Origin of the sequence: Bacteroides sp. f07 (assembly GCF_042854785.1) — a bacterium.
GTDB lineage: Bacteria > Bacteroidota > Bacteroidia > Bacteroidales > Bacteroidaceae > Bacteroides.
Genome location: NZ_BAABXI010000002.1, coordinates 872,104 through 893,946, shown reverse-complemented (window position 1 = coordinate 893,946; position 21,843 = coordinate 872,104). Strand labels below are relative to the sequence as shown.

The following is a 21,843-nucleotide window of genomic DNA, read 5'->3' as shown; positions in this document are numbered from 1 at the left end:
AGGCTGTTTCAGTATGACTGTACTAATTATACAGCTGCTTCTTTCTCAATAGCGAGCTTACCTCTGTAGTAACCGCAAGCGCCACATACAGTGTGGTAAACATGCCATTCGCCGCAATTCGGACAAATAGCCAAAGTAGGAGCTACTGCCTTATCATGAGTTCTTCTCTTCGCAGTTCTTGTTTTTGATTGTCTTCTCTTAGGATGTGCCATTTTCTTAAAACTTTAATTATTATCTAATATTTTTTTTAATTCATTCCAGCGAGGATCAATTTGTTCCTCTACTTCTTCCTCAATTACGATGTCCTCTCCACCAGTGTCGAAATTATCATCGCTATCATCATTCGCATTTGTTTTCAAATGCTTGTTCAATTTACCGGTCATCGCTTTATTGCACTTACCGGGAGCATGTACATGCTTCATCGGAACAGAAAGCGCAATAAACTCATACATGAACCATGCAACGTTGATTTCCCCTTCTTCCTCAGGAATCACGATAAGGTTGTCACCTTCTTCCGCATATTCATGTCCAAACTTTACCATCAGTTTATCCGAAGAACTGATAGACAGTTCCATATCATCCAAGCAGCGGTCGCATGGAACCCATACCATACCGTCTGTCTGAAAACTCAGCTCGAAAGCGCGAGAGGTTCTTTTTACGGTCAATGTAACATTAACCTTTCCTTTCTGAACTTCAGGTCCGTCAATGTGAGCGAAGTAAAGGTTATCCAATACAAACTCATACTTAGTAGAGTCTGCTTGCATACCTTTCAAGTCAATTTTGTATTTATCAAATTTTCCCAAAGCTTCTCTCTTTTTTAAATCGTTAGCTTACAATTCGGGCGACAAAGATACAAATAAATATCCTCATAACATACAAATTATCAGTAAATATTCACTTTTTTAATAGGTATTATAAGGTTTACGACTGATAAAACAGCCGTATAAATGCCGAAGCTGTAAAAACAGAAAACCTCGCCCGTCAAATAGACAAGCGAGGCTTCTTCAAAAACGGCGGCTACCTACTCTCCCACTGTTACGCAGTACCATCGGCGTGACGAGGCTTAACTTCTCTGTTCGGAATGGGAAGAGGTGGAACCCTCGTGCTATAACCACCTGAATAAGGTTATGACATGATGAAAAAGTAAAATTAGCAATAGCTAAACGTATATATCGCGACCCGTACAGGTCCGAAAGAAAGTGAACGGGCAATTAGTAATGCTCGGCTATGATGTTACCACCTTTACACCTGCATCCTATCAACGTCATCGTCTTTGACGACCCTAAGAAATCTAATCTTGTGGCTGGCTTCGTACTTAGATGCTTTCAGCACTTATCCAATCCCGACTTAGATACCCAGCGATGCACCTGGCGGCACAACTGGTAAACCAGCGGTCAGTCCAACACGGTCCTCTCGTACTAGTGTCAGAGCCACGCAAATTTCATACGCCCACGATAGATAGAGACCGAACTGTCTCACGACGTTCTGAACCCAGCTCGCGTGCCACTTTAATGGGCGAACAGCCCAACCCTTGGGACCTTCTCCAGCCCCAGGATGTGACGAGCCGACATCGAGGTGCCAAACCCCTCCGTCGATATGAGCTCTTGGGAGGGATCAGCCTGTTATCCCCGGAGTACCTTTTATCCTTTGAGCGATGTCCCTTCCATGCGGAAACACCGGATCACTATGCTCTAGTTTCCTACCTGATCGACTTGTATGTCTCCCAGTCAAGCGCCCTTATGCCATTACACTCTACGGACGGTTACCAATCGTCCTGAGGGCACCTTTAGAAGCCTCCGTTACACTTTTGGAGGCGACCACCCCAGTCAAACTACCCACCAAACAGTGTCCTCCTTTTTAGGAGTTAGAACTCAAATAATCAAAGGGCCGTATTTCAACAGCGACTCCACACAAACTGGCGTCTGCGCTTCAAAGTCTCCGGCCTATCCTACACATCAATTACCCAAATTCAATGTTAAGCTATAGTAAAGGTTCACGGGGTCTTTTCGTCCCATCGCGGGTAATCGGCATCTTCACCGATACTACAATTTCACTGAGCTCACGGTTGAGACAGTGTCCAGATCATTACACCATTCGTGCAGGTCGGAACTTACCCGACAAGGAATTTCGCTACCTTAGGACCGTTATAGTTACGGCCGCCGTTTACTGGGGCTTCAATTCAATGCTTCTCTTGCGATGACATCTCCTCTTAACCTTCCAGCACCGGGCAGGTGTCAGGCTGTATACGTAATCTTTCAATTTTGCACAGCCCTGTGTTTTTGTTAAACAGTTGCCTGGACCTATTCTCTGCGCCCAACTCTCGTTGGGACCCTTTATCCCGAAGTTACAGGGTCAATTTGCCTAGTTCCTTAACCGTGAATCACTCAAGCGCCTTAGTATATTCAACCCGACTACGTGTGTCCGTTTGCGGTACGGGTACCTTAAAGATTAAGTTTAGCGGATTTTCTTGGAAGTATGTTTACACGCACTATTGGATTGTTCCGAAGAACGTTCCATACTATCAGGTTCGACTCTTGCGGTGGATTTGCCTGCCACAATCAACATCTACACCCTTCAACGGACTATTCCGTCAGTCCGCGGCGCTGTCACTGCTCCGTCTCCACGTCACTCCTTAAGGTAGTACAGGAATATTAACCTGTTCTGCCATCGGCATCACCGTTCGGCTGAGCCTTAGGACCCGACTAACCCTGATCCGATTAGCGTTGATCAGGAAACCTTAGTCTTTCGGCGAGGGGGTTTCTCACCCCCTTTATCGTTACTTATACCTACATTTGCTTTTCCACACGCTCCAGCAAAGCTCACGCTTCACCTTCGACGCAGAGTGGAATGCTCCCCTACCGATCATTACTGATCCCATAGCTTCGGTAAATTGCTTGATGCCCGATTATTATCCACGCCAAACTCCTCGACTAGTGAGCTGTTACGCACTCTTTAAATGAATGGCTGCTTCCAAGCCAACATCCTAGCTGTCTTAGCAATCTGACTTCGTTAGTTCAACTTAGCAATTATTTCGGGACCTTAGCTGATGGTCTGGATTCTTCTCCTTTAGGACATGGACCTTAGCACCCATGCCCTCACTCCTGGGATCGAACTACTGCGCATTCGGAGTTTATCAAGACTTGATAGGCGGTGAAGCCCTCGCATCTTATCAGTCGCTCTACCTCACAGTAGTAATTCCCAAGGCTGCACCTAAATGCATTTCGGGGAGTACGAGCTATCTCCAAGTTTGATTAGCCTTTCACCCCCACCCTCAGTTCATCCGGAAGCTTTTCAACGCTTATCGGTTCGGTCCTCCAGTTAGTGTTACCTAACCTTCAACCTGACCAAGGGTAGATCACTTGGTTTCGCGTCTACTCCTTCCGACTAATCGCCCTGTTCAGACTCGCTTTCGCTTCGGCTACACATTTTAAAATGCTTAACCTTGCCGGAAAAAGTAACTCGTAGGTTCATTATGCAAAAGGCACGCCGTCACTTCTTACGAAGCTCCGACCGCTTGTAGGCGCATGGTTTCAGGGACTATTTCACTCTTCTGTTCGAAGTTCTTTTCACCTTTCCTTCACAGTACTGGTTCGCTATCGGTCTCTCGGGAGTATTTAGCCTTACCGGATGGTCCCGGCGGATTCACGCAAGATTCCTCGTGTCCCGCGCTACTCAGGATACCACTACGCTTCGTTTAGCTTCGAATACCGGACTATCACCGTCTATGGTTTCATTTTCCAAAGAATTCTTCTCACTAAATGTCTTGCGACAACGTGGTCCTACAACCCCATATATGCCGTAACATACATGGTTTGGGCTAATCCCCGTTCGCTCGCCACTACTAGGGGAATCATTATTATTTTCTTTTCCTACAGGTACTAAGATGTTTCAGTTCCCTGTGTTAGCCTCTTGCTATGCAAGATGTCATTCCTTCAGAATGACGGGTTATCCCATTCGGAAATCTCCGGATCAAAGGTTATTTGCACCTACCCGAAGCTTATCGCAGCTTATCACGTCCTTCATCGCCTCCGAGAGCCAAGGCATCCGCCATGCGCCCTTGCTTACTTTCTTTCAAACTGACTTCTTTCCAACTTGGCACTGCCTGGGCAATGTTGATGAGGAAAGAACGTACGGTTCGATATATACTTTTAGCTCTTTACTAAAATTTTACTTTTTGTTATCATCATGTCAAAGATCGTTTTCTCTTTTCAGAGAGAGTGGAGAATAACGGATTCGAACCGTTGACCCTCTGCGTGCAAGGCAGATGCTCTAGCCAGCTGAGCTAATCCCCCAAGAGGTTATCAAGAATCTGGTTTTTGGCTTTCGCTTTTCCTCCTTCTTGAGCTTGGTAGTCCCAGGCAGAGTTGAACTGCCGACCTCTACATTATCAGTGTAGCGCTCTAACCAACTGAGCTATAGGACTAGTTCAACCTTGTCTACCTGATGTTAGACTCGGCTTCTTTTTTCTCTTGTTTATCTCTATCTATAATTCTATAGATGGTTGATCTATATTCTATAAATAAACAAGTACCAGTAGTACAAAAAACAGAACCTCAATAAAGTCATTTGTTACGACATCGCTCCAGAAAGGAGGTGTTCCAGCCGCACCTTCCGGTACGGCTACCTTGTTACGACTTAGCCCCAATTACCAGTTTTACCCTAGGACGCTCCTTGCGGTTACGTACTTCAGGTACCCCCGGCTTTCATGGCTTGACGGGCGGTGTGTACAAGGCCCGGGAACGTATTCACCGCGCCATGGCTGATGCGCGATTACTAGCGAATCCAGCTTCACGAAGTCGGGTTGCAGACTTCGATCCGAACTGAGAGAGGTTTTTGGGATTGGCATCCTGTCACCAGGTAGCGGCCTTCTGTACCCCCCATTGTAACACGTGTGTAGCCCCGGACGTAAGGGCCGTGCTGATTTGACGTCATCCCCACCTTCCTCACATCTTACGACGGCAGTCTCTCCAGAGTCCTCAGCATGACCTGTTAGTAACTGAAGATAAGGGTTGCGCTCGTTATGGCACTTAAGCCGACACCTCACGGCACGAGCTGACGACAACCATGCAGCACCTTCACATTTGCCTTGCGGCTATAATGTTTCCACTATATTCAAATGCAATTTAAGCCCGGGTAAGGTTCCTCGCGTATCATCGAATTAAACCACATGTTCCTCCGCTTGTGCGGGCCCCCGTCAATTCCTTTGAGTTTCACCGTTGCCGGCGTACTCCCCAGGTGGAATACTTAATGCTTTCGCTTGGCCGCTTGCTGTATATCGCAAACAGCGAGTATTCATCGTTTACTGTGTGGACTACCAGGGTATCTAATCCTGTTTGATACCCACACTTTCGAGCCTCAGTGTCAGTGACCAGTCTAGTGAGCTGCCTTCGCAATCGGAGTTCTTCGTGATATCTAAGCATTTCACCGCTACACCACGAATTCCGCCCACCTCTACTGTACTCAAGACTGCCAGTTTCAACTGCAATTTTACGGTTGAGCCGCAAACTTTCACAACTGACTTAACAATCCACCTACGCTCCCTTTAAACCCAATAAATCCGGATAACGCTCGGATCCTCCGTATTACCGCGGCTGCTGGCACGGAGTTAGCCGATCCTTATTCATATGGTACATACAAAATCCCACACGTGGAACATTTTATTCCCATATAAAAGAAGTTTACAACCCATAGGGCAGTCATCCTTCACGCTACTTGGCTGGTTCAGACTCTCGTCCATTGACCAATATTCCTCACTGCTGCCTCCCGTAGGAGTTTGGACCGTGTCTCAGTTCCAATGTGGGGGACCTTCCTCTCAGAACCCCTATCCATCGTAGTCTTGGTGGGCCGTTACCCCGCCAACAAACTAATGGAACGCATCCCCATCGATAACCGAAATTCTTTAATATCTCTCTCATGCGGGAGAAATATACCATCGGATATTAATCTTTCTTTCGAAAGGCTATCCCCGAGTTATCGGCAGGTTGGATACGTGTTACTCACCCGTGCGCCGGTCGCCATCTCCAGTTTGCAAGCAAACTGAAATGCTGCCCCTCGACTTGCATGTGTTAAGCCTGTAGCTAGCGTTCATCCTGAGCCAGGATCAAACTCTTCATTGTAAAAGTATTGTTAATCAGCATTACTGCTGTTTTTTGCTCTGTTCAGGATGCCGTACAATTTATTGACTCTATTTCAAATACCTGTGTCTCACTTATATTTCTATAGTTGAAAACAAGCATTGACGGTTCTATTTTTTTAACTTGTACTACTTGTATTGTTTATCAATATTTCAAAGAACTTGTCGCTTTCGTTTCAAAAGCGGGTGCAAAGGTAAGAGGTTTTATTTTAACTACCAAACTTTTTCGGAAGTTTTTTGTTTTTTCTTTTTAAACTCATTTCTCAGGCTCTCTTGCGAAAGGGAAAGAATAATTAAAAAAGAAGGACTAAAACCGTTTGCCTTGCAATTCGGACTGCAAAGATAAGAACTTTTATTTCTATTATCCAAACTTTTCTGGAAGTTTTTTTGTTCTTATTTTTAAGTCGGAGCTCGCTTTATCACTAAGTCATTATATCAAGGCTTTCTTCTCTTGGAAAGCGGGTGCAAAAGTACTCCCTTTTAGTATATACTCCAAATATATCACACTCTTTTTTCTAATTATTTTTGCATATTTATGCTAACTCGCTGATTAATAATGATGTTGTAGAACATATTTTTTAGAATACGAGAAGGCGGGGGCGGGAAAGGGAACAAGGGGACACCTTATTATATTCACGTGCGTGTATACGTGCGTGCGTTATGCGCGCGAGAAGATTAAAAAAAAAGTATTTCTCATATTCTCATGGTTTATATAGTAATCACATACAAATCAATCAGAACACACAAAGCAGACATCAAGATGTCATCCCACTATTGTCCGGACATCTTTCCTTAGCCATCTGTACATCTTCCCTTAGTCATGTGAAAGGGCTCACTCCAGTAAACAAATAAGCTGACAGCCGTAGATAGATACGACCACATATATGAACAAAAAAGCCCACAATTGTGAGCCCCTACACATGATGAAGGGAAAACATTAGGATAACAAAGGATTGACATACAACATACAAAGAATGACATATAATATATAAGGAAGTTACGTATGATATATAGGAGAAAAAGAAGAAAAACGGGTACTTGAAACCGAAACAGGCATAAGATTAGAGGCAATATGAAGCAAATCAGGCACAAAAAGCAGCCGGCATAGAGTATATAGACTTAGCACAAGAAAACACATATCACACTGATTACAAGCATATTACTTATTAAAAGTAAAAAATCAGTATGAGGGTAAAAGTTACTATCAGGGGGGATAAAACGACCTGCTACCATAGAGGAAACAACGATGAACAAAGCGATTCAAGATATTTATGAGGGTATGAGGGCAAAACTCAACAAAACTTAACTGGAACAAATAATGGAATCCGGCAAATTATTCCTTAAAAAAGAAAGACTGACATTGCCTTAATGTATTCTTTCTGTTAAAAGCAGCAGAGGATACGAAACAATAATATCCCCCGTCTGTTACATAGGCAACTTAAACATATTAACCTAAACATAAAAATTATGGCTAGAGAAAGTGTAAAAATCCTACAAGGGAAACTAGATGTAGAAAGTTTAATCGCACAGTTGAACGCAGCATTAGCTGAAGAATGGTTGGCATACTATCAATATTGGGTAGGTGCCTTAGTAGTGGAAGGCGCCATGCGTGCCGATGTACAGGGAGAATTTGAGGAACATGCCGAAGAAGAGCGCAGGCATGCGCAACTGCTTGCCAACCGTATCATCGAGTTGGAAGGCGTTCCCGTACTTGATCCTAAACAATGGTTCGAGTTGGCGAGATGCAAATATGACACTCCGCAAGGATTCGATTCAGTCAGTCTGCTGAAAGACAATGTCGCTTCCGAACGCTGCGCAATCATTCGCTATCAGGAAATTGCCGACTTTACCAACGGGAAAGATTTTACGACTTGTGACATCGCCAAACATATTCTTGCCGAAGAGGAAGAACATGAACAAGATTTACAAGATTATCTGACGGACATTGCCAGAATGAAGAAATCATTCCTCGACAAGTAAATCCCAATATAATAATGATTAGGTAAGAGAGGGGGTATCCTGCAAGGGATATTCCCTCTTTTATCTATTATAGTACGATAAAAACGAAACTATTTTAGAGTAAATCAAGAAGAAATCTTTCTTTTTTCGTATTTTTGTCCCAATATGCACGTTTAATCCAAGTAGATAACGAACATTAGCGAATAAGAATGAAAGTAATTGATTTAATACATAGCAACAAGAATACCGCTTTTTCTTTCGAAATCCTTCCACCGCTGAAAGGAACAGGAATAGAAAAGTTATATCAGACAATCGATACTCTTCGGGAATTTGACCCGAAATATATCAATATCACCACTCATCGCAGCGAATACGTATACAAAGATCTCGGCAACGGATTGTTTCAGAGAAACCGTTTGAGAAGGCGTCCGGGAACGGTTGCCGTGGCCGCTGCCATTCAGAACAAGTACAATATTACGGTAGTCCCGCATATTTTGTGCAGCGGGTTCACACGCGAAGAAACCGAATATGTGCTGCTCGACCTGCAATTTCTGAATATCACGGAACTGTTGGTGCTGCGCGGTGACAAAGCGAAACATGAATCGGTATTTACGCCCGAAGGCGACGGATACCATCATGCTATCGAGTTGCAGGAACAAATCAATAACTTTAATAAAGGAATCTTTGTGGACGGTTCGGAGATGAAAGTCAGCAGTACTCCGTTTTCTTACGGGGTGGCTTGTTATCCGGAGAAACACGAAGAAGCCCCCAACATCGAGACTGACCTTTACTGGCTGAAGAAAAAAGTAGAAGCCGGAGCGGAATATGCCGTGACACAGTTGTTCTACGACAACAGGAAATATTTTGAATTTGTAGAGCGCGCCAAGGCGGCAGGCATCAACATACCTATCATTCCGGGAATCAAACCGTTCAAGAAACTGTCTCAACTGAGCATGGTTCCAAAGACATTCAAAGTGGACTTGCCGGAAGAACTGGTCAAAGAAGCGATGAAATGCAAGAATGACGCGGAGGCCGAACAGGTAGGTATCGAATGGTGCGTAGCCCAATGCAAGGAGCTGATGGCTCATGGAGTGCCTAGTATTCATTTCTACTCTATCGGGGCAGTAGACAGTATCAAAGAAGTAGCCAAAATCATTTATTGATATGTTTTTCAGAGACGTAATCGGACAAGAAGAAATCAAGCAACGGCTTATCCAGGAAGTGAATGAGGGGCGTATTCCCCACGCCCAGCTCATCTGCGGACCGGAGGGAGTCGGCAAAATTCCGCTGGTAATTGCCTATGCACGTTATATCAGTTGCGCCAACCGGAGCGAGACTGATGCTTGCGGAGTGTGTCCGTCCTGCGTGAAGTTCAACAAACTGGTGCATCCCGACGTACACTTCGTATTCCCTATCGTGAATAAGGCGAAAAGTCCCAAAGTATCAGTCTGCACCGACTTCCTCCCACAATGGAGAGAGCAATTGCTGACCGCCCCTTACTTCAACTTAAACCACTGGTTGAACGGTATAGAAGCGGAGAACAAGCAAGCACAGATTTTCGCCACAGAAAGTGACGAGATTCTGAAAAAGCTCAGCCTGAAATCCAGCGAAGGAGGATTTAAGATTACGATTGTATGGTTGCCGGAGAAAATGCATCCGGTGTGCGCCAACAAACTGCTGAAACTGCTTGAAGAACCGCCTGAGAAAACGGTTTTCTTATTGGTATCCGAAACGCCGGACATGATTCTGCCCACTATCCTGAGCCGTACTCAGCGCATGAACGTGCGGAAGATTGACGAAGCCGACATCGACCGGGTATTACAGACCAAATATAATATCCTGCCTGCCGACAGTGCTTCCATTGCCCACCTGGCAAACGGGAATTTTATCAAAGCGCTCGAAACGATTCATCTGAATGAAGAGAACCAGTTGTTCTTCGACTTGTTTGTCAGCCTGATGCGTTTGTCTTACCAACGGAAAATCAGAGAGATGAAAATGTGGAGCGAGCAAGTGGCAGGCATGGGACGTGAGCGTCAGAAGAATTTCCTGGAATATTGCCAACGCATGATACGGGAGAATTTTATCTTCAACCTGCATCAGCGCGACCTGACATATATGACAATCAACGAGCAGAATTTCGCAACCCGCTTCGCGCCCTTTGTCAACGAACGGAACGTGATAGGCATCATGGACGAACTGAGCGAAGCACAACTACATATTGAACAGAATGTAAATGCCAAGATGGTATTCTTCGACTTCTCGTTGAAGATGATTGTACTGTTGAAGCAATAATAAATATATAAACTATGGAATATAAACTTCATAATGGGAGCGGCGGACTTTGCTGCAAAGGATGCTCCCGACAAGATAAAAAACTGAACACCTACGATTGGCTGGCAGACATTCCGGGCAATGCGGAAGAGAGTGACATGGTGGAAGTGCAATTCAAGAATACCCGAAAGGGATATTACCGAAACAGCAACAAAATCAAACTGGAAAAGGGAGATATTGTTGCCGTTGAAGCTGCACCGGGCCACGATATCGGTGTAGTAACGCTGACGGGCAGACTTGTCCCCTTACAAATGAAGAAAGCCAACTTCAAGGCGGATACGGAAATCAAACGCATTTACCGAAAAGCCAAACCGGTGGATATGGAGAAATTCAACGAAGCCAAAGGTAAGGAGCATGCTACGATGATTCGTGCGCGACAGATTGCACTGAGCTTGAACCTGAACATGAAAATCGGCGATGTGGAATATCAGGGAGACGGCAACAAGGCTATCTTCTACTACATTGCGGATGAGCGTGTGGACTTCCGCCAACTGATTAAGGTATTGGCAGAGGCGTTCCGTGTACGTATTGAGATGAAGCAAATCGGTGCGCGCCAGGAAGCGGGACGTATCGGCGGTATCGGTCCTTGCGGACGCGAACTTTGCTGTGCCACATGGATGACGAGTTTCGTATCGGTATCTACCAGTGCAGCCCGTTATCAGGATATCTCCCTGAATCCGCAGAAACTTGCCGGACAGTGCGCCAAGCTGAAATGCTGCCTGAACTATGAAGTGGACTGCTATGTGGAAGCTCAGAAACGTCTGCCTTCCAAAGAAATCGAACTGGAAACAAAGGACGGTACTTTCTATTTCTTCAAAGCGGATATTCTGAGTAATCAGATTTCTTATTCGACAGATAAGAGCTTCCCTGCCAACCTAGTTACAATCAGCGGCAAGCGTGCTTTTGAAATTATCTCCATGAACAGAAAAGGGATGAAACCGGACAGCCTGGTCGAAGAAGAAAGAAAGCCGGAACCGAAGAAACCGGTGGATTTGCTGGAACAGGAAAGCGTGACCCGCTTCGACCGCAGCCGGAACAACAAGGACGGCGGCAACAATGCCAACCGGAATAAAAAGAAGAAGAAAGGAAATAATAACAACAATAACCGCCCACAGCAACAGGCAGAGGGTGGAAATCGTCCGCAGCAACCTCAACGGGAGAATGACAACCGCCCGCAGCCGTCAGAGAACGGTAACAGAGGGGAAAGAGAGAACCGTCCGAGAAACAACAATAATCGGAACAAGGGGCAAAATCAAGGACGAAATAACGAAAACAGACGTCAGGAGCGTCCACAAGGTCAGGAGCGTCCACAAAATCAGGAAAGACCGCAGAATCAGGAAAGACCGGAGCGTCCTCAAGGACAAGAACGTCGTCCCAGACCCGGACGTCCCGAAAAGGGAGAAAGACCCGAAAGACCGGAAAGAAACCCGAACCAGGAGAAACCGCAGACCAATAATGAAAAGCCTTCTCAAGAATAGTTTATTTTGTCTGCTCGCTGCTTGTTTTGCAACAGCCTGTTACGACAAAAATACAGTGTATCACTCTTACCAATCCCTTCCCAATGAAGGATGGGGAAAGAGTGATACACTCTCTTTTCTTATTCCCGTCACTGACAGTATCCCCCCCACTCTCCGACTATTTACAGAAGTCCGCAACAGGACAGATTATCCCTATCATGACTTGCATTTATTCATCTCTCAGAATATGCCGGATTCTACGGTATGGCATACCGATACGATTGCCGTCAACCTTGCCGACTCTACCGGCAGATGGATCGGGAAAGGATGGGGAAGCGTTTATCAGGCGGAAACATTCGTCAAATCCGTACGACCTCTCCGTCCGGGCAATTATATCATTAAGGTGATGAGCGGGATGAAGGATGAGAAATTGCCAGGAATGAACGACATAGGAATACGGATAGAGAAACAACACACAAAAAGCCAAGACTGATCTCATCTTGACTAAAGCCTTCTGCCACGCCCTGCATCCAGCCGCAGGAAGATAAACAGCAATATCGTAAAGCCCCACAGGGAAGAGCCACCGTAGCTGAAGAACGGCAACGGAATACCGATAACCGGAGTCAATCCCAACACCATACCGACATTAATAAACAGATGGAAAAGGAAGATACTGACAACTGAGTATCCATAGACCCGCCCGAAAGTAGAGGGTTGTCGTTCGGACAAAAATATCAACCGGAGAATCAGGATAAGGAAAGCTATCAGGACGGCAGCCGAACCGACAAAGCCTTGCTCCTCTCCTACCGTACAGAAGATGAAGTCGGTATCCTGTTCGGGCACATACTTCAATTTGGTTTGCGTACCGTTCAGAAAACCTTTTCCGGTCAGCCCGCCGGAGCCGATGGCAATCTTGGACTGGTTCACATTATATCCCGCACCCGTCAGGTCTTCTTCCAAACCCAATACCACTTTGATACGGATTTGCTGATGCGGCTCCAGGACATTGTCAAATACATAGTTACTGGAATACAGGAAGCCGATAGAACCGAGAGTGAATAAGGCAATCAAGAAGTAAGTACGCTGCCGCTCACTCAATGCTAAATAAATGAGATAACCTACCGCGACGGCACAAAGTCCCCATTGTACCCAAACCAAGCTGAAATGTACCCAGTACTCTGATATCAGATAGGCAATCAATAATACGCCCAGACTTCCGCCAATGATATTGCGGGTGGGTACCGCTTTCTTACGATACACCCATACCATGCCCCCGGCGAATAAAAGAATTAAAAGTAAGACGATAAATTCGCCCAACGGTGTGGGAGTATCGGCAATGAACACTTCGTCAAAGCGGATGCCGACTACGAAGTAGATTACCGCACAGACTCCGGCAAAGAGCACTACTCCCGGCATTCCTTCCCGGTAGAGCACCAAGAAAAAGGCGAGATATACCAAGGCAGAACCTGTCTCCCGCTGACCGATAATCAATAACATAGGGAGAAGAATAATCACTCCCAGGACCAGAGCACACTTTTCCTTCTTGATGCTGAATGAGTAGGCATTCATATATTTCGCCAGCGCCAAGGCTGTGGCAAATTTGGCAAATTCGGCGGGTTGCAGGCTGACAGGCCCCATGACGAGCCAGGAACGCGAACCTTTCGTGTCCGGTGCAATAAAAATAGTGACGATAAGCAAGAGAATCATCCCTATATATATAATGTACGCGAACATATCATACATCCGGTCTTCCAGCATCAGCAACACAAAGCCTAGCCCGAAGGAACAGATAATCCAGACGAACTGCTTGCCGGCACGGGTCGAAAAGTCGAAAAAGTCGCGTTCGCCATAGTCATAACTGGCTCCGCAGACACTAAACCATCCGCCGATAATCAGGAGCAGGTAAATACAAATCGTTACCCAATCCAACGTTTTCCACAAACTATCGTTCCTCGTTACCATACAATATCACTCTGTTACTAAATTCTTCTGCCCTCAACTCGTTCTCCGGCGAGAGCTTGCCTTTCAAATACTGCTCCATCATCAGCGCCCCGAAAGGCACTCCGTAGGTAGCTCCCCAACCGCCGTTCTCTACATAGACGGCAATGGCTATCTTCGGCTTGTCCATCGGCGCAAAGCCCATGAACACCGAATGGTCGTGACCGCGGTTCTGTGCAGTACCCGTTTTTCCACAGGCTTCCAAATCCGGAACCATCATGGAAAGCATCCGGCAAGTACCGCCCGTGGCGGCAGCACGCATACCCTCCACCACCGATTCGTAATGCCTCTTCTCAATAGTGGTATAGCGGGGAGTACGGTAAAGACTGTCTATCTGGTTGTCTTGAATTTCCTTTACGATATGCGGTGTGACGAAATATCCCCTGTTGGCAATTGTCGCTCCCAAGTTGGCTATCTGAAGAGGGGTAGACAAGATTTCCCCTTGTCCGATAGAGATACTGATTACTGTCAACCCGTTCCAATGTCCGCGATAGGCTTTATCATAAAATTGCGCGTTCGGGATTAGTCCGCGTTTCTCTCCCGGCAAATCGACCCCCAGCTTGTAGCCGAATCCCTGCGAAACCATGTGGTCTTTCCAGACGGTAATGGCATTTTGCGGTGAGCCGTATTTACGGTCGCCGAACATACGGAACAGCCCCCAGCAGAAATAGGAGTTGCACGATGTAGCGATGGCGGGTATCAACGGAATCGGCGCTCCGTGAGCATGGCAACCTACCGTCAGCCTGCCGTAATGGAAACCGCGCGAACAGGGGAAAGCAGGACTTTGCTCGGTGATGATGCCTTCTTGCAGGAAGGTCAAGCCCTGTGCGGTCTTAAAGGTAGACCCCGGCGGGTAGACTCCCATCAAGGCACGGTTCAGCAGAGGTTTCATCTTGTCGCGCTGCAACATCAGATGGTTCTTACCACGCTGGCGGCCAATCATCAGATGCGGATCGTAGTTAGGAGAAGATACCAGGCAGAGGATTTCTCCGGTTTCCGGTTCGATGGCAACGATACTTCCAATCTTATTCTTCAACAAACGCTCACCCAAAATCTGCAAATCAATATCAAGACTTAATGTCAGGTTCTTGCCGGGGACGGAAGGACGATCGTATTCACCGTCCATATAATGTCCCTGGATACGGCCATGCGCATCACGAAGCAGGATTTCAATTCCTTTTTCTCCACGCAGGTATTTTTCATATGATTTCTCTACACCCAACTTGCCGACATAGTCGCCACGGATGTAATATCCTTCTTCGTCCGCTTCCATTTCTTTGGCGGATACCTCGCCGATGTCACCCAAAGCATGGGCGGCGGCATTGTAGGAATACTGGCGGATGGTACGCCGCTGGATATAGAAACCGCGGAATTTGAACAGTTTTTCCTGAAAGACACCGCATTCTTCGGCCGAGAGCTGCGACATAAACAGTTGGTTGGTGTAGCGGGAATACCCCGGATTGCGGCGACGGTCTTTCATGTCGCTCATGATTTTCAGGAATTGAGCACGGGTGATATTCAACGACTGGCACAGGTCGAGCGTATCCAGATTCTCCACTTCTTTCGGAACAATCGAAATGTCATAGGCAGGCTGGTTGAATACCAACAGTTTGCCGGTACGGTCGTAAATAGCTCCGCGCGAGGGATACTGTATTTTGTTCAGGAAAGCGTTACTGTCGGCATTCTTCTTGTAGTCATCCGTCGTAATCTGCAATACGAAAAGCCGTATCAGATAAATCAGAACAATGGACAGTGCGATACCACCGATAACGAATTTGCGTTTCTCTAATCTATAATCTTTTGCCATCTTTACTTCCTTATACCTTCAACAGCCACAATACAAGTTACAGTCAGAATGGTGCAAAGCAGCACCCGCAGCAACAACTGCCAAATGCCGGAAAACGAGAAGAACTCAATGGAGAGTAGTGCCAGACTATGCACGAAAACACTTGCAGTAGTATATTTCAGGAAAGGCGTGATTCCTATGGTCTTGAAGGAAGGAATGAAACTTTCCAGATTGTCGCGAGGGGTGAACAGACGCAGCAGGGAAGGACGGAGAAAAGCAAGCAGCACGGTGGCGGCCGCATTCATCCCCGGAGTGTCGGCAAATACGTCGATGGTAAGTCCGAAGAAGAAAGCCCACAGCATCAGTTCATTCCGCGAAGTGCCGGAATTGAACTTCAGTATAAAGTAAATATAGAGAAAAGGAGTAGCGTATCCTGCTATATGTACGTTATTCAGGATAAGCACCTGAAGAAGTACCAAGCCGATAAACCATCCGATTCTATGTATATAGGTGATAATCATTGTTTCGTTGCCTTGTTTTCAAGTTTCTTCTGTTCCTCCTGACCGTTGCGGGCTACTACACGCACATCACTGAGCTTGCCGAAATCGGTAGCCAGCTTGATTTTCAACAGATAGGATAGCCCGTCATTAGAGTCGGACATATCATCTACCGTACCTACCATGATACCCTCCGGGAATACAGTTGAGAAACCACTGGTCACTACGGTATCTCCCAAATTGAATTCCGCATGGCGGGGCAGGTCTTTCAAATAAGCGTAACGCGAATCCCCGTGCTCCCATTTCAGATAGCCGAAATAATCGCTGCCTATTATCTTGCAACTGATATTGGACTTACTGTTCAACACAGAAATTACGACCGAATAAGAAGGAGATGTTTCATACACAATACCTACAATCCCATTGCCGTCCACCACTCCCATCTCAGGACGGATACCGGCAGAAGAACCTTTGTCGAGTGTAATGTAGTTGTCGGGCAGGGTCAGACTGTTCTTTATCACGTGCGCCTTGAACAGTTGGTAATCATTCTGCGGCATTTGACGGATACTGTTGACAGTCACCGAATCGACCTGACGTTCTTTCAGCGCTTTCTCCAGATTTGTGATTTGCTGCTCAAGCAGCATATTGCGATCCAGCAGGTCTTCATTGACCGATTTCAGATGAAAATAAGAGGAAATTCCTCCCGAAACTTCATAAACCGCCCCCACAACCGTATTGGCAGAAGTAAAATAAGTGCTCTGCTGATAACGGTTGAACCGGAATAACAAAACAAAACTGGCTACCTCTAATATGATAAAGAGGAACCAGTAATTGTATTTCAGAAGGAAGTTTATTAAATTCCTCATCCCTGATTTATCTCATTAAGAAAGAGAAACGGTCTACATTCTTCAATGCAACTCCTGTACCTTTGGCAACAGCGTGCAAAGGATCTTCCGCAATGTGGAAAGGAATATTGATCTTATCAGTCAACCGCTTGTCCAGTCCACGGAGCAGTGCGCCACCACCGGAAAGGTAGATGCCATTGTGCACAATATCTGCGTAGAGTTCGGGCGGAGTACATTCCAATGCGCTCAGGATAGCTGTTTCAATCTTCGAGATTGATTTCTCCAGACAATGAGCCACTTCCTGATAGCATACAGGCACTTCCATCGGAAGGGCTGTAATACGGTTCGGACCGTGAACAATATAATCTTCCGGAGCTCCTTCGCCCAGTTCGGTCAAGGCAGCACCTACGTTTATCTTGATACGTTCCGCCATACGCTCACTGACTTTCACATTGTGCTGACGGCTCATGTATTCGCGAATATCTTCGGTCAGGTCGTCACCGGCCACACGGATGGAGTTGTTGGAAACGATACCTCCCAAAGAGATAACGGCAATTTCCGTAGATCCGCCACCTATATCCACAATCATGTTTCCTTCCGGTGCTTCCACATCGATACCGATACCGATTGCCGCAGCCATCGGTTCGAAAATCAAGTAGACGTCACGTCCGCCGGCATGCTCGGCAGAGTCGCGGACAGCACGGAGTTCGACTTCCGTACTTCCCGAAGGAACGCCGATTACCATACGGAGAGAGGGCGAAAATAAATGGTTGCGGGTGTTCACCCGCTTTATCAAACCGCGCATCATCTGCTCGCAGGCATAGAAGTCGGCAATTACACCGTCTCTCAACGGACGGATGGTGCGTATGTTTTCGTGGGTTTTTTCATGCATCAACTTCGCTTTTTCCCCAACGGCAATCATCTTATCAGTACGGCGGTCCAGAGCAACAACCGAAGGCTCATCCACCACGATCTTTCCATTCGTGATGATGATGGTATTGGCTGTACCCAAGTCCATCGCAATTTCTTGTGTAAAAGAAAACAATCCCATTCTTAATTCTTATTTTTTAGTGTTTAAAATGACGGATACCGGTAGTCACCATCGCCATACCGTGCTCGTTGCAATAAGCAAAAGACAGGTCATCTTTTACCGAACCTCCCGGTTGGATAACAGCCGTAATACCTTCCTTATCCGCAATTTCCACACAGTCGGGGAACGGGAAGAAAGCATCCGAAGCCATCACTGCGCCATTCAGGTCGAAACCGAATGATTTAGCTTTTTCGATTGCTTGTTTCAATGCGTCTACACGTGAAGTCTGACCTACACCGCTTGCGAGAAGCTGCTTGCCTTTTGCCAGTACGATGGCGTTGGACTTACTGTTCTTCACGATTTTGTTGGCAAACAACATATCTTCCACTTCTTCCGGAGTAGGAGCTTTGTCTGTCACGGTTTTCAGGTCGGCTACCGTTTCAATATTAGTATCTTTATCCTGCACCAGCACACCGTTCAGCAGAGCGCGGAATTGCTTCTTCGGCAATTTGGCTTCCTTGCGGACGAGGATGATGCGGTTCTTTTTCTGTCCCAGGATTTCGAGCGCATCCACGTCGTAATCCGGTGCGATAATCACTTCGAAGAAAATCTTGTTGATTTCTTCGGCTGCTTCCTTGTCGATAACGCCGTTGGTAATCAGCACGCCACCGAAAGCGGAAACAGGGTCACCTGCCAATGCTTCTTTCCATGCATCCAGTACGGTAGGGCGTGAAGCCAGGCCGCAAGCATTGTTATGCTTCAGGATAGCGAAAGTGAGGTCATCGAATTCGTCGATCAAATCAACGGCTGCGTTGATGTCGAGCAGGTTGTTGTAAGAGATTTCTTTTCCGTGAATCTGGTCGAACATAGCTTCCAGGTTTCCGTAAAAATAACCTTTCTGATGCGGATTTTCACCGTAACGGAGTTGCTTCTGGTTGTTTGCCGAGCAGCGGAAAGCGGAACCCTCGCCTGCATCGAAATAATTGAAGATGGCCGAATCGTAGTGGGAAGAAACGGCGAACGCTTCTTTTGCCATCCAGCGGCGTTCTTCGAGTGAAGAAGTGGCGCCGTGCTCCATCAACATATCCAGCAACGGTTTGTATTGAGCCTGGGAAGCTACGATGATTACATCGTTGTAATTCTTGGCTGCGGCACGAATCAGAGAGATTCCGCCTATATCTATTTTCTCAATAATGTCGGCTTCGGACGCGCCGGAAGCTACGGTAGCTTCGAACGGATACAAGTCGACAATCACCAAATCTATTTCGGGTATTTCATATTTCTCAATCTGCTGCATATCCTGTTCCAGTCCGCGACGGCAAAGGATACCTCCGAAGACTTTCGGATGTAATGTCTTTACCCGACCACCGAGGATAGAAGGATAAGTGGTCAAATCTTCCACCGCCTTACAAGGATATCCCAATGATTCAATAAACTGACGAGTCCCGCCTGTTGACAGAAACTCTACTCCTTCTTCATGAAGTTTGGTAATAATTTCATCCAAACCTTCTTTGTGGTATACAGATACCAATGCAGTTTTTATTCTTTTAGACTCTGACATTGAATTGCTTATTAAGTATTTGATGCGCAAAGTTACGAAATATTGTTTATCGTACGTAATAAATAGGTGTGATTTAATAAAAAAAAGCGTTGACTCTTCTATATGAAAAATCAACGCTTCTTCGCAAAGCTGGCTTCTATTCAAAAACTATTACCAGATAGACACACGTTTGTCTTTAGGAACGAACATCGGGTCTTGCTCGGTAATGTTGAATGCTTCGTACCATGTTCCGATTTGAGGAAGTGCACCGTCCACACGCCATTTGCCTAATGAGTGAGGATCGAGCTTGGTCAATCGGAGAATTTCTTCCGGACGGATATTTCCTGCCCATACGTTAGCGTAAGCGAGGAAGAAACGTTGTTCGGGGGTAAATCCGTCAACTGTTTCGAGCGGTGCGCCGGCTGTTGCGTTCTTGAAAGCCTGGTAGGAAACTTGCAGACCGCCGTGGTCGGCAATGTTTTCTCCCAAAGTCAACTGACCGTTAGCCTGTACGCCCGGAGCAACTTCGATACTGTCAAAGAAGTTCACCATTACCTGAGCACGTTCTTCGAACTTTTTAGCATCTTCTTCCGTCCACCAGTCTTTCAGGTTTCCGTCTTTGTCATATTGACGTCCCTGGTCGTCGAATCCGTGAGTCATCTCATGTCCGATAACGACTCCGATAGCGCCGTAATTCATGGCATCATCAGCATTCATATCGAAGAACGGAGGTTGCAGAATGGCGGCAGGGAAGCAGATTTCGTTGGTAGTCGGGTTATAATATGCGTTGACAGTCTGAGGTGTCATCAGCCATTCGTCCTTGTCTACCGGCTTGCCGGCTTTGGCAATCATTTCGTTGTAATCCCATTGGTTGGCACGTTCAATGTTTGCCCAGTAAGAATCGTTTTTAATCTCCAATGCCGAGTAATCTTTCCACTTATCAGGGTAACCTATTTTTACATGGAAAGTAGCCAGTTTTTCCAAAGCTTTCTCTTTGGTCGGTTCGCTCATCCATTCCAGTCCTTTGATGCGTTCGCCCAAAGAGGTCTGCAAGTTCTTCACCAATGTAACCATGCGTTCTTTGGCAGCAGCGGGGAAGTATTTTTCTACATACATCTGTCCTACTACTTCGCCAAGGACTCCGTCTACTGTGCTGACAGAGCGTTTCCAACGCGGTTGCATCTCTTTCTTGCCGGACATGGTACGGCTATAGAAATCGAAGTTCTGAGCTTCAAAATCATCGCTCAGGTAAGAAGCGGCAGCATCTATCAATCCCCATTGCAGATACAGTTTCTGATCATCCAAAGATACGGTATTGATGATATCGGCCACTTCCTTCATGGCGTCAGGCTGACCTATGTTCACTTCTTTCAGGTCTTTCAGTCCTGAGATAGTGAAATAAGTATCCCAGTCGAAAGTCGGGAAGTTCTTTTTCAGCGTTTCCATATCCATCTTGTTATAGTTGGCATGAGGGTCACGCAGTTCCACCTGTGAACGGGATGCTTTAGCCAGACGGGTTTCGATGTTCATTACGGCTTTTACCGCTTTTTGTGCGATAGCTTCATCGTAACCTGCCAACCGGAACATCTTGGCAATATGTTCCTGGTATTTGTCGCGGATGTTTTTAGTCTGCTCGTCATCTTCCAGGTAATAGTCGCGCTGTCCCATTCCGATACCGCCCTGGTAGGTCTGCACCATATTCATGGAGCTGTTCATATCATCTGCGCTTACGAACATGGTGAAGTAAGGGCGGATGCCTTTCTTCTGGCTTTCGGCAATGTATGCGTAGATTTCATTTTTATCTTTGAGCGCGTCGATAGCTTCCAGCTCGGCTTTAATCGGAGCTACACCTTCCTGGTTCAGCTTCACGCTGTCCATCGCGATGTTGTAAAGGTCGCCCACTTTCTGAGCGGCACTGCCCGGAGCATTGTCCGTCTTCGCAGCCAGTTCCGCAATCAGGGCTTTCAGTTGCTCACGACTGTTTTCGCGCAACATATCAAATGTTCCGAAACGGGAATATTCGTCTGTCAACGGATGGTCTTTCACCCAACCGCCACAAGCGTACTGATAAAAACTTGTACCCGGCATAGCCGTGGTATCCAGATTGGCAAGGTCGATACCGGACGTCAGTACGGCCTCTTTCTTACTGTTACATCCTGTTGTCATAAGGCATACGGCAAGAATTGGTAAATACTTGGTTACTTTCATACTCATATAATATATTATAGAATTATCATGCTATTTGGTGTCAAAGTCACAAGTCTGTC

Annotated in this window: 14 protein-coding genes, 2 tRNA genes and 3 rRNA genes; 5 read left to right on the top strand and 14 right to left on the bottom strand. The window is 46.3% G+C overall.

The window, feature by feature from the left end; translation table 11 throughout:
• Positions 1 to 26: 26 nt before the first annotated feature.
• From rpmF to ACGHVY_RS18415, 7 genes are all read right to left on the bottom strand, one after another.
• On the bottom strand, positions 27 to 212 hold the full coding sequence (rpmF, locus tag ACGHVY_RS18445) for a 50S ribosomal protein L32 (protein ID WP_002562387.1): 186 nt from the start codon (positions 210 to 212) through the stop codon (positions 27 to 29).
• A gap of 12 nt (positions 213 to 224) precedes the next feature.
• Complete coding sequence (locus ACGHVY_RS18440) at positions 225 to 803, bottom strand: YceD family protein (RefSeq protein WP_390600547.1); 579 nt, start codon at positions 801 to 803, stop codon at positions 225 to 227.
• A gap of 205 nt (positions 804 to 1,008) precedes the next feature.
• Positions 1,009 to 1,119, bottom strand: a 5S ribosomal RNA gene (gene rrf / locus ACGHVY_RS18435).
• A gap of 72 nt (positions 1,120 to 1,191) precedes the next feature.
• Positions 1,192 to 4,071, bottom strand: a 23S ribosomal RNA gene (locus ACGHVY_RS18430).
• A 147-nt stretch (positions 4,072 to 4,218) separates the two neighbouring features.
• Positions 4,219 to 4,292: transfer RNA gene (locus tag ACGHVY_RS18425), tRNA-Ala, on the bottom strand.
• A gap of 54 nt (positions 4,293 to 4,346) precedes the next feature.
• Positions 4,347 to 4,423: transfer RNA gene (locus ACGHVY_RS18420), tRNA-Ile, on the bottom strand.
• Between the two features lie 163 nt (positions 4,424 to 4,586).
• Positions 4,587 to 6,116, bottom strand: a 16S ribosomal RNA gene (locus tag ACGHVY_RS18415).
• The 16S, 23S and 5S rRNA genes sit together here with 2 tRNA genes alongside, the layout of an rRNA operon.
• Before the next feature lie 1,484 nt (positions 6,117 to 7,600).
• On the opposite strand from ACGHVY_RS18415, the gene ACGHVY_RS18410 reads away from it, so the two are divergent.
• The 5 genes from ACGHVY_RS18410 to gldH all read left to right on the top strand — a co-directional run bounded on the left by ACGHVY_RS18410 (position 7,601) and on the right by gldH (position 12,373).
• Positions 7,601 to 8,113 (top strand): ferritin-like domain-containing protein, encoded by a 513-nt coding sequence (locus ACGHVY_RS18410; RefSeq protein ID WP_390600545.1) that lies wholly within the window; start codon positions 7,601 to 7,603, stop codon positions 8,111 to 8,113.
• 188 nt (positions 8,114 to 8,301) lie between these two features.
• Positions 8,302 to 9,255, top strand: coding sequence for a methylenetetrahydrofolate reductase [NAD(P)H] (gene metF / locus ACGHVY_RS18405; protein ID WP_308747008.1), 954 nt, complete (start codon positions 8,302 to 8,304; stop codon positions 9,253 to 9,255).
• A gap of 1 nt (position 9,256) precedes the next feature.
• On the top strand, positions 9,257 to 10,384 hold the full coding sequence (locus tag ACGHVY_RS18400; protein WP_308747009.1) for a DNA polymerase III subunit delta: 1,128 nt from the start codon (positions 9,257 to 9,259) through the stop codon (positions 10,382 to 10,384).
• A 14-nt stretch (positions 10,385 to 10,398) separates the two neighbouring features.
• Positions 10,399 to 11,901 carry a regulatory iron-sulfur-containing complex subunit RicT gene (ricT, locus tag ACGHVY_RS18395; protein ID WP_390600541.1) on the top strand — a complete coding sequence of 501 codons (1,503 nt, stop codon included), beginning with the start codon at positions 10,399 to 10,401 and terminating at the stop codon, positions 11,899 to 11,901.
• A complete protein-coding gene (gene gldH / locus ACGHVY_RS18390; protein ID WP_390600539.1) occupies positions 11,879 to 12,373 on the top strand; it encodes a gliding motility lipoprotein GldH in 495 nt (164 codons plus the stop codon). Before ricT ends, gldH begins: the two co-directional genes overlap by 23 nt.
• 11 nt (positions 12,374 to 12,384) lie before the next feature.
• Here the strand turns inward: gldH and rodA are convergent, their stop codons facing one another.
• The 7 genes from rodA to ACGHVY_RS18355 all read right to left on the bottom strand — a co-directional run bounded on the left by rodA (position 12,385) and on the right by ACGHVY_RS18355 (position 21,784).
• The gene (rodA, locus tag ACGHVY_RS18385; RefSeq protein WP_308747012.1) at positions 12,385 to 13,842 is read right to left on the bottom strand and encodes a rod shape-determining protein RodA; all 1,458 of its coding nucleotides are present in this window, start codon (positions 13,840 to 13,842) and stop codon (positions 12,385 to 12,387) included.
• On the bottom strand, positions 13,823 to 15,685 hold the full coding sequence (gene mrdA, locus ACGHVY_RS18380) for a penicillin-binding protein 2 (RefSeq protein ID WP_308747013.1): 1,863 nt from the start codon (positions 15,683 to 15,685) through the stop codon (positions 13,823 to 13,825). The genes rodA and mrdA overlap by 20 nt, the downstream gene beginning before the upstream one ends.
• A gap of 2 nt (positions 15,686 to 15,687) precedes the next feature.
• On the bottom strand, positions 15,688 to 16,185 hold the full coding sequence (gene mreD / locus ACGHVY_RS18375) for a rod shape-determining protein MreD (protein ID WP_308747014.1): 498 nt from the start codon (positions 16,183 to 16,185) through the stop codon (positions 15,688 to 15,690).
• Entirely contained in the window at positions 16,182 to 17,027 is an 846-nt protein-coding gene (gene mreC, locus ACGHVY_RS18370) for a rod shape-determining protein MreC (RefSeq protein ID WP_308747015.1), read from the bottom strand. The genes mreD and mreC overlap by 4 nt, the downstream gene beginning before the upstream one ends.
• Positions 17,028 to 17,034: 7 nt before the next feature.
• On the bottom strand, positions 17,035 to 18,057 hold the full coding sequence (locus ACGHVY_RS18365) for a rod shape-determining protein (RefSeq protein WP_022138790.1): 1,023 nt from the start codon (positions 18,055 to 18,057) through the stop codon (positions 17,035 to 17,037).
• Positions 18,058 to 18,073: 16 nt separating this feature from the next.
• A complete protein-coding gene (purH, locus tag ACGHVY_RS18360; RefSeq protein ID WP_308747016.1) occupies positions 18,074 to 19,597 on the bottom strand; it encodes a bifunctional phosphoribosylaminoimidazolecarboxamide formyltransferase/IMP cyclohydrolase in 1,524 nt (507 codons plus the stop codon).
• 150 nt (positions 19,598 to 19,747) lie between these two features.
• Positions 19,748 to 21,784 carry a M13 family metallopeptidase gene (locus ACGHVY_RS18355; RefSeq protein ID WP_390600974.1) on the bottom strand — a complete coding sequence of 679 codons (2,037 nt, stop codon included), beginning with the start codon at positions 21,782 to 21,784 and terminating at the stop codon, positions 19,748 to 19,750.
• Positions 21,785 to 21,843 lie beyond the last annotated feature (59 nt).